Origin of the sequence: Euryhalocaulis sp. (genome assembly GCF_013911995.1) — a bacterium.
GTDB classification, from domain to species: Bacteria; Pseudomonadota; Alphaproteobacteria; order Caulobacterales; family Maricaulaceae; genus Euryhalocaulis; species Euryhalocaulis caribicus.
Map to the genome: position 1 here is coordinate 14,998 of NZ_JACESD010000038.1, position 14,263 is coordinate 29,260.

At 63.9% G+C, this 14,263-nt stretch carries 15 protein-coding genes and 1 tRNA gene; 12 read left to right on the top strand and 4 right to left on the bottom strand.

All coding sequences use genetic code 11. The features are described from left to right. Positions 1-54 precede the first annotated feature (54 nt). Positions 55-1,557, top strand: coding sequence for an inorganic phosphate transporter (locus H2040_RS10470; protein ID WP_287157273.1), 1,503 nt, complete (start codon positions 55-57; stop codon positions 1,555-1,557). On the opposite strand, the gene H2040_RS10475 is transcribed toward H2040_RS10470, so the two are convergent. After that, positions 1,534-2,031 (bottom strand): NUDIX hydrolase, encoded by a 498-nt coding sequence (locus H2040_RS10475; protein ID WP_287157274.1) that lies wholly within the window; start codon positions 2,029-2,031, stop codon positions 1,534-1,536. The genes H2040_RS10470 and H2040_RS10475 overlap by 24 nt on opposite strands. A gap of 178 nt (positions 2,032-2,209) precedes the next feature. Between H2040_RS10475 and H2040_RS10480 the strand changes: the two genes are divergently transcribed. Beyond that, positions 2,210-2,485, top strand: a complete 276-nt coding sequence (locus H2040_RS10480) for a hypothetical protein (RefSeq protein WP_287157276.1) — start codon at positions 2,210-2,212, stop codon at positions 2,483-2,485. Between the two features lie 12 nt (positions 2,486-2,497). Here the strand turns inward: H2040_RS10480 and H2040_RS10485 are convergent, their stop codons facing one another. Together H2040_RS10485 and H2040_RS10490 are read right to left on the bottom strand one after the other, a co-directional pair. Beyond that, positions 2,498-3,880, bottom strand: a complete 1,383-nt coding sequence (locus H2040_RS10485; RefSeq protein WP_287157278.1) for an NAD-dependent succinate-semialdehyde dehydrogenase — start codon at positions 3,878-3,880, stop codon at positions 2,498-2,500. Positions 3,881-3,981: 101 nt separating this feature from the next. Beyond that, entirely contained in the window at positions 3,982-4,836 is an 855-nt protein-coding gene (locus H2040_RS10490) for a phytanoyl-CoA dioxygenase family protein (RefSeq protein ID WP_287157279.1), read from the bottom strand. Between the two features lie 70 nt (positions 4,837-4,906). Here H2040_RS10490 and H2040_RS10495 point away from each other — a divergent pair, with 70 nt between their 5' ends. Further along, positions 4,907-6,295: an endonuclease/exonuclease/phosphatase family protein gene (locus H2040_RS10495; protein ID WP_287157281.1), complete on the top strand. Its 1,389-nt coding sequence runs from the start codon at positions 4,907-4,909 to the stop codon at positions 6,293-6,295. Positions 6,296-6,453: 158 nt separating this feature from the next. Beyond that, positions 6,454-7,680 (top strand): hypothetical protein, encoded by a 1,227-nt coding sequence (locus H2040_RS10500; protein WP_287157283.1) that lies wholly within the window; start codon positions 6,454-6,456, stop codon positions 7,678-7,680. Between the two features lie 66 nt (positions 7,681-7,746). Here the strand turns inward: H2040_RS10500 and H2040_RS10505 are convergent. Beyond that, a tRNA-Ser gene (locus tag H2040_RS10505) sits at positions 7,747-7,837 on the bottom strand. 165 nt (positions 7,838-8,002) lie between these two features. On the opposite strand from H2040_RS10505, the gene H2040_RS10510 reads away from it, so the two are divergent. From H2040_RS10510 to H2040_RS10545, 8 genes are all read left to right on the top strand, one after another. Then, positions 8,003-8,269, top strand: coding sequence for a hypothetical protein (locus tag H2040_RS10510; protein WP_287157284.1), 267 nt, complete (start codon positions 8,003-8,005; stop codon positions 8,267-8,269). 95 nt (positions 8,270-8,364) lie between these two features. Next, positions 8,365-9,024 (top strand): peptide-methionine (S)-S-oxide reductase MsrA, encoded by a 660-nt coding sequence (msrA, locus tag H2040_RS10515; protein ID WP_287157285.1) that lies wholly within the window; start codon positions 8,365-8,367, stop codon positions 9,022-9,024. A gap of 69 nt (positions 9,025-9,093) precedes the next feature. Beyond that, the gene (locus H2040_RS10520) at positions 9,094-9,861 is read left to right on the top strand and encodes a class I SAM-dependent methyltransferase (RefSeq protein ID WP_022696672.1); all 768 of its coding nucleotides are present in this window, start codon (positions 9,094-9,096) and stop codon (positions 9,859-9,861) included. Next, positions 9,862-11,424 (top strand): 2-polyprenylphenol 6-hydroxylase, encoded by a 1,563-nt coding sequence (gene ubiB, locus H2040_RS10525; RefSeq protein WP_287157286.1) that lies wholly within the window; start codon positions 9,862-9,864, stop codon positions 11,422-11,424. It begins immediately after the preceding gene. 51 nt (positions 11,425-11,475) lie between these two features. Beyond that, a complete protein-coding gene (gene coaBC, locus H2040_RS10530) occupies positions 11,476-12,681 on the top strand; it encodes a bifunctional phosphopantothenoylcysteine decarboxylase/phosphopantothenate--cysteine ligase CoaBC (RefSeq protein ID WP_287157288.1) in 1,206 nt (401 codons plus the stop codon). Continuing rightward, the gene (locus H2040_RS10535) at positions 12,678-13,178 is read left to right on the top strand and encodes a hypothetical protein (RefSeq protein WP_287157290.1); all 501 of its coding nucleotides are present in this window, start codon (positions 12,678-12,680) and stop codon (positions 13,176-13,178) included. The genes coaBC and H2040_RS10535 overlap by 4 nt, the downstream gene beginning before the upstream one ends. A 7-nt stretch (positions 13,179-13,185) precedes the next feature. Continuing rightward, complete coding sequence (gene dut, locus H2040_RS10540; RefSeq protein WP_287157292.1) at positions 13,186-13,647, top strand: dUTP diphosphatase; 462 nt, start codon at positions 13,186-13,188, stop codon at positions 13,645-13,647. Between the two features lie 247 nt (positions 13,648-13,894). Further along, positions 13,895-14,263, top strand: a 369-nt coding sequence (locus H2040_RS10545) for a DEAD/DEAH box helicase (protein ID WP_287157293.1), incomplete at its 3' end; no start/stop codon positions are given.

A 14,263-nucleotide genomic window follows, 5' to 3' on the forward strand; every position in this document is an offset into this window, starting at 1 on the left:
GAATAACCCGGCGGCCCGTCATTCCCCATCAAGCGTTCGTCGAGAGTTTCCGGTTTGCCAAAGACAAGTCTCGACAAGGACCTGAAAAAGGTCGGGCGGCTTGAAACCGCCACGACCGATCTGGCGCGCGGCATGGCTCTGCCGGGCATGGCGGGGGTCTTTCTGGCGGCGGTCGCCATTTTCGTCGCGGCGTTTCTCAGCGAAGGGCCGCTGGCCATCTATGTGGTCGTTGGCGCACTGATCGGGGGCTATCTGGCGCTGAATATCGGCGCCAATGATGTCGCCAACAATATGGGCCCGGCGGTGGGCAGCAAGGCCTTGCCCATGACCGCCGCGCTGGTCATCGCGGCGGTTTGCGAGGGCGCAGGCGCGATGCTGGCAGGCGGGGATGTCGTCTCCACTATCTCCAAGTCCATCGTTACGCCTCCGGCGGACATGCCGGCGGTCAATTTCATCCTGCTGATGATGTCCGCTTTCCTGTCGGCCGCCATCTGGATCAATCTCGCCACTGTGCTGAACGCGCCGGTCTCAACCACCCATTCCGTCGTGGGCGGCGTTCTGGGCGCCGGTCTGGCGGCTGCGGGGGCCAGCGTGGTGAGTTGGGGAACCATGGCCGCGATCGCCGCCAGCTGGGTAATCAGCCCGGTCATGGGCGGCGTTATCGCCGCGGCGTTTCTGGCGTTCGTGAAATGGTCGATCCTGTTCCGCGAGGACCGGGTCTCCGCGGCGCGGCGATGGGTGCCGGTTCTGATTGCCCTCATGGCCGGGGTTTTCGTGCTCTATATGCTCGGCAAGGGGCTGAAAAAGGTCGTCGACGTTTCCGATCCGGCCTCCCTGGTCCTGGCTGTCCTCGCGGCGCTCGCCATGTGGGCCGTCGCCCGCCCCTGGGTGAACCGGCGCTGCCGCGACATGGACAATCGCCGCAAGGAGGTCAGCCGCCTGTTCGTGGCGCCGCTGATCGGCGCGGCGGCGCTGTTGTCCTTCGCTCATGGCGCAAACGATGTCGCCAACGCGGTCGGGCCGCTGGCCGCCATCGTCGCGGCGGCGAAAACCCAGATGGCCGCGCCGACCGCGGTCGAGCTGCCGATCTGGGTTCTGCTGATCGGCGCGGCGGGGATTTCGCTGGGCCTGGCCCTGTTCGGACCGCGCCTGATCCGCACGGTGGGCCAGCAGATTACGAAGATGGACCCGATGCGCGCCTATTGCGTGGCGCTTTCGGCGGCGATCACGGTGCTGATCGCCTCGCATCTGGGCCTGCCGGTTTCCTCCACCCATATTGCGATTGGCGGGGTTTTCGGCGTCGGGTTGTTGCGGGAGATCCTTACCAATCGCGGCCTTCGCCGCCGTCAGGACAGGGAGCCCGTGCCCCTGACCGAAGACCAGATCAACGAAACCCCGGAAGACGCGGTCAAGAAGCTGAAGAAACAGGAGCGGCGGCGTCTGGTGCGCCGTCAGCATGGCTGGACCATCGCCGCGGCGTGGGTGATCACCGTTCCGGCGGCGGGCGGTCTGGCCGCCGTGCTTTATCTGGGCCTAAGCCTGATGTCCCGCGCCTGACGCCTCGTGCGCGGCCAGGATATGTTCCTCGGCGCGCTCAACCAGTTCGAACAGCCCCGGCGTGGTCAGAAGCTTGCGGGCTTCTTCCAGCGTCGCCCAGTGGCGCTGGCGCTCGTCCTTTTCCGGCCAGTCTTCAAGCTGTTCCGATACGCGCAGGGGATACATCGCCACCTCGATCAGCTTGCGCCGCATGGGATGCACCTTGCGGTCGCGATAGAACCCCACGGCCGGTCCGGTGACTTCGCCCTCCACGCCCGCTTCCTCGCGGGCTTCCCGCGCGGCGCATTCCGGTGCGGATTCGCCCGCATCGCAGCCCCCCTTGGGAAAGATCCACCGCCCCGTGCGGCGCGAGGTGACCAGCAGATAAACCGCGACTCCGTCCTTCACGGCATAGGGGATCACCCCGGCCTGCGTAATCGCCGGGCCGGTCAGTTTTTCCCGCGTGGGCCAGAGTTGTTTCACGGTTTCGAGCATCAAATATCCTTCGTCGGCGTCAGCCATATGTATGACGGTTTGCGGCGCGATAAAGCGCCATCATCAGAGACTGACAGCATAAGTGCCTGACAAGACTGCGCTAATGATGGTGAATAAAGTCCTACCGCCACGCGCGCATTCTGGCGGCGCGGGCGGGTTTCATGCTAGGCGTCCGGTCATGATTTCGGTCACACAGACCGGGTCCGGGGACCCGATGGCGTTTGATGTCACGGTTGCTGAAGGCGGCGGCCAAACGCGCCACTCTGTCACCCTGGCCCGCGCCGATTATCAGCGTCTGGGCGCGGGCGCGGCGCCGGACCGGGTGATTGACGCCGCCTTCCGCTTTCTGCTGGACCGGGAGCCGAAAGAGGCGATCCTCGCCGCCTTCGACATCATGGTCATCACCCGCTACTTCCCGGAGTTCGAGCGCCAGCTTCCCGGCTATCTCGCCTGAGCGCCCCGCGACCTATTCGCTGACCACCACAATCGCTTTGGCGTTCACGAATTCACGGATGCCGAAGCCGCCATGTTCGCGGCTATAGCCAGAATCCTTCACCCCGCCGAAAGGCATGTTGGGCGTGGCCAGACCAAAGCCGTTTATGAACACCATGCCGGTGTCGAAATGTTTCGACGCCAGTTCGGTGGCCTTTTTCACGTCTTTCGAAAATATTGCGCCGCCAAGGCCGAAGCGGCTGTCATTGGCGATGCGCATGGCGTCGTCCTGATCCTTGGCGTGGATCAGCGAAGCGACGGGGCCGAACAGCTCGTCGTCATAGGCGGGCTGGCCGGGCTCGACATCGCCCAGCACCGTGGCCGGGTAATAATAGCCCTTGCCGTCCGGTATTTCCCCGCCACAGAGAATTTTTGCGCCTTTCTTGACGCTCTCCTCCACCTGTTCATGCAGATCGGACCGCAGATCCTCTCGCGCCATGGGGCCAAGCCCGGATTCCTCATCGAACGGGTCGCCGGTCTTGACCGCCTTCATCGCTTCGACAAAGGCGTCCTTGAACGCGTCATAAAGAGCGTCGACGACGATGAAGCGTTTCGCGGCCACGCAGGTCTCGCCATTATTATAGACCCGGCCCATCACGCACATCTTCACCGCCTGCTCCAGATCGGCGTCCTCCAGCACCACATAGGCGTCGTTGGAACCCAGCTCCAGCACGGTTTTCTTCAGCTTGGCGCCGGCTTTTTCACCGATAATTTTCCCCGCGACGGGGCTGCCGGTCAGGGTGACGCCGCGCACCAGGTCATTCTCGATGATCCTGTCGGACTGATCGTGATCGATGGTCAGCACCGTGAACAGGTTTTCCGGCAAACCCGCCTCGCGATAGATTCGCTCCAGCATCTTGCCGGAGCCTGTGCAGTTCGCCGCGTGCTTCAGCAATACGCCATTGCCCGCCATCAGATTGGCGATGGAATAGCGGATCACCTGATAGGCCGGGAAATTCCACGGCTGGATGCCGTAGATCACGCCGATGGGCGAATAGGTGATGATGCCGCGCGTTCCGTTCTCGACTTCGCGCTCTTCATCCTCCAGGAAGCCGGGGCCGTTCTCCGCCGTCCAGTCACAGATCCCGGCGCATAGCTCGATTTCCTGCACGCTATGGGATTTCAGCTTGCCGACTTCTTTCGTCATCAGTTCGGCCAGCTCTTCCTTGTTGTCGCGCAGCGCCTTGCCGATCGCCTTGATGATTTTCGCGCGCTCCGCCGCGGGTTCCAGGCGCCAGCTCCGGAACGCCTCATGGCACTGGCTAACCGCGTCGCCCGCCTCCGCGTCGCTCATAAGGGGATAGCGATCCAGCGTCTCTTCGGTGGCCGGATTGATCGTCACGATGGGCTTGCTCATGGAGGCGTCGTCCTTGCTGATCTCAAAGGAATTTTCAGACACAGCAACCCGCAGGCCTCAGCTTGCGTTCCCGCCCTCTGCAGGGCGGACTCAGCCCGGCCTCAATTTTCAAGAACCCGCCGCGGATGCGCGCCATCGACATAACCCATGAAGGGTTCATGGATGGAATAGCCCAATAGCTCGCGGGCGCGCGCGGGCAGCCCGCGGGCGATGGCGGGCGGCACGGCCAGCGACATATTCTCCAGCGGGCGCGCCCAGCCGGCGCAATATTGCGGCGTGATGATAAGGCGCGGCGCGTCAGACCGATTGGCCCCGCCGCGATGCCACAGCGTGCCCTTGGCCAGCATCAGGGACCCGGCCGGCATCACGACTTTCATGGCGTCGGGCCGCGCCCCCGGATCGTCCCCCGCGTCCCGCCTGTTGCGATCGGCGAAGTGCTCCGCCGCCACGGCGCCGGGGATCTCGTCTTCCGGCCACAGATGGCTGCCGGGCAGGATTTCCGTCGCGCCATTGGTTTCGGTCATGGCGTCAATCGCCCAGAAGGCGCTGACCCCGCAGGCCTTTCGGGGACGCGGCATGTCGATATGGCTGTCGTCGTGATGCCAGGGCTGCACGCTCTCGCCGGGATGGAGATTGATCGCCAGACAGGCCGATAACAGGCAACTGGTCCCCAGCTCCCCCTCCACAAAAGCCATGGCGAGCGGATGCGCCGCCAGATCAGCGAACACGGGGGACTTGGCCAGAAGGGCATAGACGCGATTGGTGCTCAGCCCCTCGAAATCATTGCGCCCGGTGCGGTTCATCCACGGCGCCAGCGCCGCGCGGATCGCCGCCGTCTCCTCTTCGGAAAGGATATTTTCGAAGATGACATAGCCGTCGCGGTCAAAGGCTTCACGCCTTTCGTGATAACGCCGCAAGGCTTGATCCTGCGGCGACTCCGTCTGCGCGCTGTCCATCGCCTGTCCTCCCATCTGTGAGGCGCGCCGGGAATGAAGGCCGCCTCGCGGAAAATTATCACGCCGGCCAATGGCTTGGAACGGTGTCGATGGCGGCGGGATCGAAACCGGCTGGCATGCCGTCTGGACGCGCCGCAGCGCGGCTTTACAAAACTGTTTCAGACCGTCCCTAAAGGTGGCCTTGTGCGATGACTGGAAGGCGGTCCCGATGCGTGGTTTCCACTGGCTTGGTTTTGCGGCTCTGATGCTGGTTTCGCCTCTGTCCGCCTGTATGACCGCCGCCGGGACCCAACCGGATATTTTCCCGGCCCGGGCGCAGGGGGCGGTGCGCATCGCCACCTTCAACGCCTATCTCAATCGTCCGGCCGAAGGCGATCTGATTGCAGATCTCAAAAGCGGCGACGCGCAGGCCCGCAAGGTCGCCGAGATCATCCAGCGCGCAGCGCCGGACGTCCTTCTCCTCAATGAGTTCGACTATGACGCGGCGGGGGAGGCCATCGCGCTCTTCCGGCGCGACTATCTGGGCGTCAGCCAGAATGGCGCCCCGGTGATCGACTATCCCTATATTTTCCTGGCTCCCTCCAATACCGGCCTGCCTTCCGGCCATGACCTGGACCGCGACGGCGCGGTCAGCCCGCAGCCCGGCTCCCGCGCCTATGGCGGCGACGCGTTCGGCTATGGCGAATTTCCCGGCCAGTACGCCATGGTGCTGCTCTCGAAATATCCGCTGGCCGAAAGCGCGGCGCGCACGTTCCAGACATTCCTGTGGAAGGATATGCCCGGCGCGCTGCTGCCCGCGGACTGGTATGACGCGGCCGCGCTGGCCGATTTCCGCCTGTCCTCGAAAAGCCACTGGGATGTTCCCGTCCTCATCGGCGGCAAGAGCGTTCATATCCTCGCCAGCCACCCGACCCCGCCCAGCTTCGATGGGCCGGAAGACCGCAACGGCAAGCGCAATCACGACGAAATCCGTTTCTGGTCGGACTATGTCGGCGGGACGGGTGATTACATCTATGACGAAACAGGCGCCGAAGGCGGTCTGGCGCCGGGCGCCTGTTTCGTGATCCTTGGCGATCTCAACGCCGACCCGCATGACGGCGATGATCTGGCCCGCCGGGCGATCAACCGTCTGCTGGACCAGCCTGAAACCGCTAACCGGGATGCGCCGGAAAGCCAGGGCGGGGCCGCGGCGGCGGTGCGGCAGGGCGGCGCCAATATCGGCAAATCCGGGCCGCCGTCGCAGCAAACCGCCGATTTCGGGGACGATGCCGAATCCGGCGTCGGCAATCTGCGCCTCGACTACGTGATCCCCTCACGCGCCTGCCTGGAAACCGTCCGCACCGGCGTCGTCTGGCCCGCCCCCGGTCACCCGCATTACGGCCTCGTCGGCCCCGGCTACCCGATCGAAAGTTCGGACCACCGCATGGTCTGGCGGGATGTGAGGGTCGGAAAAGACTAGGTTCGGCACTCGAAGGGCGGACGCAAAGTGGCAGGCGGGAAGCAACGAAACAAAGAACTACATAGCCTCTCTAACGAGTCTGCCGTGGCAATCTCGAACGGGACAAGTGTTTTTTTCTGTTCACTCTTTGATCGAGTGGACATGATGGACCGATGCACATGCTATCGTCACACAACCGTTCTGAATTTTTAGCCGTTCCTGAGCTAATTCGGTTCGAACACGCACGAGGCCAAGATGAATTTGAGCCGACTCTTCTTATCAAAGGCAGCACAATATTATTAAAATACATCGTGCTTGGCGCGCGGATGCAGCTCGCCTTCACTATGTGTGAGAATCGCCTGCTTTGCGCACTTAAGGTGTACGACGACGGTGACGAAGGTGGCATTCTTTGGTCGGTCGTGGAACGAGAAGAAGAATTGAATGGCATTCGGGGCTTGGCGCGCGGCGGACCCTTGGTGGCGTTCCTATTCAACGAAATTGCCGTGAATGTCGGTTGGAATGATTTGCCCGTGCCTGAGAATTTGGGCCGCTTACCTGTTTGGGCTGACAGCGCGGCACTAGGGCAGGTGGACTATACGGCCTTAGAAGCCACGGCGCTCCCCTTAATTGATTGCCTAAACCATCACGTTGAAAATGATGACGTTTGGTTAGTAATAGAGATCGGCGGGCGGTCGGACTGGAAAGCTTTACGAAATAACTTCATCACAGCAGGCGCTTCCTCCAGCTTAATAGACCTATTCGATCGCGACGAAGGCAATTACCAAGAGCAACTGGCCGTTTGGTTGACCGACAACCTTATGCCTTCCGGGGTTCATCATAGTCCACAAATTCCGAAGGGTAACGGAACGCGGGAGTTAACCGACATACTTTTGAGCCACGAGTTCGGTGCGGTGTTAATTGAATCAAAGACGCTTTCGGTTTTGACGCGCGCGCGACTGCCAGACAGGGTTAAGCTAAAGCGTGACGTTTCTGCCCACATTGGCAAAGGGTTTGGTCAATTACGCGGGGCCATAAGGGCACTTAAATCCGATGTTTCGGTGACAAACGTCAAAGGGAATTCACTGCCAGTCGAGCGAGAACTTCCTGCCCACGCTATCGTCCTAATTCCTGATCTGAAACTTGTGGACGATCACGAAGCCTACGGCATTGAGTTCATCCAAGAATTCATGCGCGCGACCGGTGGGTTTGCTCATTTGCTGGATATTTCGGAATTGCTCCGCAGCGTACAAGCCGCCGAAATGATAGCGGCGCGAGGTACAAGAACCACACCGATGATGGCGTTTGACTATTACCTTATGGAACGCGCCAAAAAAGCTGCGGAGGCTGGCACCTTGTGTATCGAAGTGCTGTTACGCTTTGCCAGTGATGAACCTATGATGGTTTGACATAACGTGTGGCGCAGATGCGGTTTTCTGCCGCAATGTCTCTACTTGGAGACAAAAGCTGCAAAGTGGCGGTGAGGGTGGGATTCGAACCCACGAGACGGGAGCACCGCCTACACGCGTTCCAGGCGTGCGCCTTCGACCACTCGGCCACCTCACCCGCGCTTTGCATATCGCGAAGGCGCCGCCCTTATCATGTCATGATTGGCTGCGACAAGCGCCTACGCGCACTGTTTGCCGCGTGTCTTAAATTTTTTTGCAGGACGGGTTATGGTTTTCTCATCCGGAACGGCCCGCCGCCATTGCCAGTAGCGAGGGACGCTAAATGTCGAAGCGCGTATCGGGGCCCCGCCGTCTTGTCCGCTGGGCCGGGCTTTTTCTGATCCTTGGCGCGATCATTCTTTTCGGCTCGGACATCGCCCATTCCACGCGTGCGGCAGCGCCGGACTTTCTAACAATTTCGGACATTCACCGCTTCGGCGTCCGCCCGCTGGACCAGTTCTGGGTCTGGGCGCTCAGCATGGTCATGGGCGCGACCCTGATCGCCATGGCCGGACGGGTGCGGCGAGAGCGCAAGATTTTTCACCACTGACACGCAATTGTGAGCAGCGGCGCACTTTCATTTCGCAATAACGGGTTTATGTGATCAAAACTGGTTTCATTGACTGATCTGCGAAAGTCGCGCCCATGCTGTTCGGCAACTCCGAAAAAACCGCCTCGCCAGACCCGCGCCGCGTTCTGCCCGGCCGGGACGAGCCGATCCGCACGGCTGACCATCACGCCATCACCGGCAACCCTTTGAAGGGGCCTTATCCGGAGCATCTGGAGATCGCCGATTTCGGTCTGGGATGTTTCTGGGGCGCGGAGCGCATTTTCTGGCAGATGGAAGGCGTATGGATCACGGCCGTGGGTTATCAGGGCGGCGTGACACCCAACCCGACCTATCAGGAAGTGTGCTCCGGGCGCACCGGCCATACGGAGGCGGTGCGCGTGGTCTATGATCCGTCCATCGTCGCCTATGAGGATTTGCTGCGCGCCTTCTGGGAGGCGCACGACCCGACGCAGGGCATGCGTCAGGGCAATGATATCGGCACGCAATACCGCTCCGCCATCTACACGCACGGCGCGGCGCAGGCCGAAGCGGCGGAGTATAGCCGCGCCATGTATCAGGACGCGCTGGACGCCAAGGGCGAAGGCCGCATCACCACGGAAATCGCTCCGGCCCCCGATTTCTTCTTCGCCGAGGATTATCATCAGCAATATCTGGAAAAGAATCCGGACGGTTATTGCGGCATTGGCGGCACCGGCGTCGTCTGCCCCATCCTGTCCCGCGGCAAGGCGGACTGAAGCCCGCCGCCGCTGCGCGGCGCCGACGCATAGCGCGTGGCGGAGGCCTCGTCTAAGGTGCCGCCCGTCATGACAGAGCGCGCTCAAGACACGGTTCCTTTTGGTGAACGCGACGTGCCGCGGGGGGAGAAATCCTCCCTCGTGCGCGGCGTGTTCGATCGCGTGGCCGACCGCTATGACGCGATGAACGATGTCATGTCCGGCGGCGCGCACCGCGTCTGGAAGGACATCGTCGTGGCGCGCGCCAATCCGCAGCCCGGCGAAATGCTCTATGACATCGCCGGCGGCACGGGCGACCTGGCCCTGCGTTGGGTCCGCATGGCGGAAAAGGCGCGCGGCCGCCGTGGCGGCGATCCGGGCCGCGCCGTTGTCGTCGATATCAATGCCGCCATGCTGCAGGCCGGATTGACGCGCAAGGACGCGGGAAAGGTCGACTGGGCGCAGGGCGATGCGGAAAAGCTTCCCTTTGCGGACCGCAGCGCCCATTGCGTGATGGCGGGCTTTGGCATTCGCAACATGACCGACCGCCCGGCCGCGCTGGCGGAGATGCGGCGCGTGCTTAAACCCGGCGGCCGGTTCCTGTGCCTGGAAATGTCACGGCCGACCTTCGACGCCTTCCAGCGTTTTTATGATCTCTATTCCGATCACATGATCCCTGCGATGGGCAAGCTGGTGGCCGGCGATGACGCGCCCTATCGCTATTTCGTCGAAAGCATCCGCCGTTTCCCGGATCAGGAGACCTTCGCCGGCGAAATCCGGCAAGCCGGGTTCCGGAATGTTTCGTATACGAACTTTGCCGGCGGCGTCGCGGCCCTGCATATCGGCTGGGCCATCTAGATGAGCCGTCTGGGGTCGGCCTGGCGGCTTTCGCGCGCCGCATTCGTGCTCGCCCGGCGCGATGCGCTGCTGCCGCGCGAATATCATCAGCGCCTGCCGCTTTTCGCCCGCCTGTTCTCCAAATTCACGCGTCTGTTCGCCAAGCCGGAGCGCGCCGACAATCCCGGCGAGCGTTTCGCGCAGGCGCTGGAGGCGCTGGGGCCTTCCTATGTGAAGCTCGGCCAGTTCCTCTCCACCCGCGCCGATATCCTCGACCCGCGCTTCGCGCGCGGCCTCGCCCGGCTGAAGGACAGCGTTCCGCCTTTCCCGCACGCCAAGGCTGTCGAGTCCATTGAGGCGGAGTTCGGCGCGCCGCTGGAATCGCTTTTCGCTGAACTGGGACAGTCCGTCGCCGCCGCTTCGGTCGCCCAGGTGCATCCGGCCGTGACGACGGAGGGCGAGTCCGTGGCCGTGAAAGTCCTGCGCCCGGGCATCGAACAACGCGTGGTGCGCGACATCGAGGCGATGAAGCTGGCCGCCCGCCTGACCCATCGCTTCCTGCCGGACACGCGCCGCTTCCGCCCGCTGGATCTGGTCGACACGCTGGCCCGCTCCCTGCAACTGGAGATGGATTTGCGTCTGGAGGCCGCCGCCGCCTCGAACCTCGCCGACCTTGCGCCGGGGCTGGACAATTTCGGCGTGCCCTCGCCGGACTGGCGGCGCTGCGGCAAGCGGGTGCTGACCACCAACTGGGTGGACGGCATCAAGCTCAGCGACATGGCGGCGATAGAAGCGTCCGGGATCGATCAGCGGGCGCTCGCGGAAACCGTCATCCAGACCTTCCTCGGCAGCGCGCTGGAGTTCGGCGTGTTCCACGCGGACATGCATGAGGGCAATCTGTTCGCCGATCATGACGGCCGGCTGATCGCGGTGGATTTCGGCATCATGGGCCGGTTGGGCCGCGCCGAGCGGCGCTACCTGGCCGAGATCATCTATGGCTTTCTGGAGCGCGATTACGATCGCGCCGCCCGCGCCCATTTCGACGCCGGCTATGTCGAGGACGATTACGATCACGCCGATTTCGCCGCCGCCCTGCGCGCGGTGGGCGAGCCGATCTATGGCCGCAAGGCCGAAGAGGTCTCGATGAGCCGGGTGCTCCTGCAACTGCTGGAGATCACGGACCTGTTCAATATGCGCCTGCGGCCCGAACTGGTCCTCTTGCAGAAAACCATGGTGCAGGCGGAAGGCGTGGCCCGGCGGCTGGATCCGTCGCTGGATATGTGGGCCGCCTCACGCCCCATCGTCGAGCGCTTCCTGCGCGCCGAGCTGGGGCCGGAGGGCGTCGCGCTGGACGCGCTGGATGATCTCCGCCGCCTGCGCTCCGCCCTGCGCCGCATGCCGCAGGCGATCGAAGACCTGGCCGACGCCGCGGCGCACTGGAAGGACGGCGGCGTGGCTCTGGACGGGCCGACCGTGCACGAGCTGTCGCGGGAGATCGGGCAGGCGCGCTCCACCGCGACGCTCGCCATATGGCTGATCGCCGCGGCCAGCATCGCCGGCGCGCTGGCGCTGTGGCTGGCCTGACGCCTGACTGTGCTTCCAAGCCCTGCCGCGCCCTGCTAATCAGGAGCCTCTATGAGCGAGAGCAAGCGCATCCTGCTGATCATCGGCGGCGGCATCGCGGCCTATAAGAGCCTGTTTCTGATCCGGCGGCTTGCGGAGCGGGGCGTGAAGGCGCGCGCCATCCTGACCGCGGCGGGCGCGGAATTCGTCACCCCGCTCTCGGTCTCCGCCCTGACCGGCGACACCGTCTATGGCGATCTCTTCGACCTGACGGACGAGGCGGAGATGGGCCATATCGAGCTGTCGCGCAGCGCCGATCTGGTCGTCGTCGCCCCGGCCACGGCCGACCTGATGGGCAAGTGCGCCAATGGCCTGGCCAATGATCTGGCCTCGACAACGCTTCTGGCGACCGACAAGCCGGTGCTGATGGCGCCGGCGATGAATGTGCGCATGTGGGAGCATCCGGCGGTCCGGCGCAATCTGGAGACCCTCAAATCCGACGGCGTGCGCTTTATCGGCCCGGACGAGGGCGACATGGCCTGCGGCGAATTCGGGCCGGGCCGCATGGCCGAGCCGGACGCCATCGCCGATGAAATCCTGTCGCTGCTGGAGGGCGGCGCGCGCCCTTTAGCGGGTAGAAAAGCGGTGGTGACCGCGGGGCCGACGCATGAGCCGGTGGACCCGGTGCGGTATCTCGCCAATCGCTCCTCCGGCAAGCAGGGATACGCCATCGCCTCCGCGCTGGCCGCGCTGGGCGCCGAGGTGGCGCTGGTCTCCGGCCCGACCGCGCTTCCCGCCCCGGCGGGCGTGCGCCGGGTCGATGTCGAGACCGCGCGGGAGATGGAGCGCGCCGTGCATGACGCGCTGCCCGCCGATGTCTTCGTCAGCGTGGCGGCGGTGGCCGACTGGCGCCCTGAAACCGCCGCAGAGAAGAAGCAGAAAAAGACGGGCGGCGCGCCGCCTTCGCTTGCCCTTGCGGAGAATCCGGACATCCTGCTAGGCGTAGCGGGATCCGATCCCCGCCCGGCGCTGGTCATCGGCTTTGCCGCAGAGACCTGCGACGTGGAACAGAATGCCCGCGCCAAGCTTGATAAAAAGGGCGCGGACTGGATCGTCGCCAATGACGTGTCCGGGGATGCGATGGGCGGCGACGACAACGAGATTGCGCTGGTGAGCGGGGATGGGACAGACCGCTGGCCGCGCCTGACCAAGCGCGAAGTGGCCGCCCGTCTGGCGGCGCGCATCGCGGAAACACTCGATGGGAACGTGAAACGATGAAACATTTTCTGACCGCGGCAGCCGCCGCCAGCCTGAGCTTTACCGCCATGCCCGCCCTTGCGCAGGATGACGCGGCGGCGCCGATGAGCACCGCCCCGGCCGCCGAGGCCGAGCTGGTGGAGATGAGTTGCGCCATTGTCGGCAAGGAAGCCGGCGCCGAGAAATCCAATGTCTATGCCGCGCCGGACCTGTCGGTCCTGTCCATGACGCGCGACCATGACGGCCTGAAGCTGGACACCGCCGAAGGGTTTGAGACCGAAGGCATCCTGTGCGAGCGCAATTCCATCGTGCCCGCGCCGGATGACTACAAGGCCCCGAAAAGCGGCTATCCGCTCTATGTCGAGACCTATGACGGCGAGGAAAAGACCGGCGTTTCCAAGCTGGTCCTGGAAGACGGCGTCTATGGCTATGAAGTCCTGCTGGGCGAGCTGACGGACGCCGAACGCGCGACCGCCGACGCCCGCATCGCGGCGTATAACGCCCAGACCGAGGGCTAGAGGCTTCATGGGCGACGAACGGCCGCTGGTCTCGGTCCGCAAACTCGACCATTTCGGCGACCTTCCGTTGCCTGCCTATGAAACCGCCGAATCGGCGGGGATGGATCTGCGCGCGGCCGTGCCTGACGGCGACCCGGTGGATATTCCGCCGGGCGGCCGCGCCCTGATCCCCACGGGGCTGGCCATCGCGCTGCCCCCGGGGTTCGAGGCGCAGGTGCGCCCGCGCTCCGGCCTCGCCATCAAGAACGGCGTCACCTGCCTCAACACGCCCGGCACGATCGACGCGGATTATCGCGGCGAGGTGAAGGTCATCCTGATCAATCACGCCGCCGAGCGGTTCACGGTGGAGCGCGGCATGCGCATCGCCCAGATGGTGGTCGCGCCCGTCACCCAGATCGACTGGATGGTGGCCGAGGCCCTGCCCGAGACGCAGCGCGGCGGCGGGGGATTTGGCTCCACCGGCGTCTAGACGCCGCGCATTCCGCTTGACTTTGGGCGCGGCGCGCCCCATTTGCTGCACTGCCGCATAAAAAGAGCGGCCTACACGCCCGGCTGCGTGAGCGACCTTTTTAATCAAGCGTCGGCTCGCCGGGCCCATCAACCTCCTTGAATTGCCCAAATCACGCGGGGCGTTCCTTAACCCCCGCGGCCTGACCCGTGCGCGCATGTCTGCGCGACGGATGTTTCGCCGCATGCGAAAAGAAAAAGATTACTTCATGACCAAATTTACCGATCTCGGCCTGGCTGAGCCCATCCTGAAAGCGCTCGCCGCCGAGAATTACGACAAGCCCACCCCGATCCAGGCCCAGGCCATTCCGCAGCTTCTGAAAGGCCGCGACCTTCTGGGCGTGGCGCAGACCGGCACCGGCAAGACGGCGGCCTTCGCCCTGCCGATCCTCAACCAGCTCTATCAGGGCCAGCGCGCGAAACCGCGCACGGCGCGGGCGCTGATCCTGTCGCCGACGCGCGAACTGGCCAACCAGATCGCCGAGAGCTTCCGCACCTATGGCCGCTTCCTGAAGCTGGACGTCCAGGTGCTGTTCGGCGGCGCCGGCTATGGCCCGCAGACGCGCGGCCTGCGCAAT

Bases quoted from the DNA above. Each gene is read 5' to 3' on its own strand.
- H2040_RS10480 (WP_287157276.1), top strand. From the start codon at position 2,210: ATGATTTCGGTCACACAGACCGGGTCCGGGGACCCGATGGCGTTTGAT.
- H2040_RS10485 (WP_287157278.1), bottom strand. From the start codon at position 3,880: ATGAGCAAGCCCATCGTGACGATCAATCCGGCCACCGAAGAGACGCTG.
- H2040_RS10475 (WP_287157274.1), bottom strand. From the start codon at position 2,031: ATGCTCGAAACCGTGAAACAACTCTGGCCCACGCGGGAAAAACTGACC.
- dut (WP_287157292.1), top strand. From the start codon at position 13,186: ATGGGCGACGAACGGCCGCTGGTCTCGGTCCGCAAACTCGACCATTTC.
- coaBC (WP_287157288.1), top strand. From the start codon at position 11,476: ATGAGCGAGAGCAAGCGCATCCTGCTGATCATCGGCGGCGGCATCGCG.
- H2040_RS10520 (WP_022696672.1), top strand. From the start codon at position 9,094: ATGACAGAGCGCGCTCAAGACACGGTTCCTTTTGGTGAACGCGACGTG.
- ubiB (WP_287157286.1), top strand. From the start codon at position 9,862: ATGAGCCGTCTGGGGTCGGCCTGGCGGCTTTCGCGCGCCGCATTCGTG.
- msrA (WP_287157285.1), top strand. From the start codon at position 8,365: ATGCTGTTCGGCAACTCCGAAAAAACCGCCTCGCCAGACCCGCGCCGC.
- H2040_RS10500 (WP_287157283.1), top strand. From the start codon at position 6,454: ATGCTATCGTCACACAACCGTTCTGAATTTTTAGCCGTTCCTGAGCTA.
- H2040_RS10535 (WP_287157290.1), top strand. From the start codon at position 12,678: ATGAAACATTTTCTGACCGCGGCAGCCGCCGCCAGCCTGAGCTTTACC.
- H2040_RS10510 (WP_287157284.1), top strand. From the start codon at position 8,003: ATGTCGAAGCGCGTATCGGGGCCCCGCCGTCTTGTCCGCTGGGCCGGG.
- H2040_RS10495 (WP_287157281.1), top strand. From the start codon at position 4,907: ATGGCTTGGAACGGTGTCGATGGCGGCGGGATCGAAACCGGCTGGCAT.
- H2040_RS10490 (WP_287157279.1), bottom strand. From the start codon at position 4,836: ATGGACAGCGCGCAGACGGAGTCGCCGCAGGATCAAGCCTTGCGGCGT.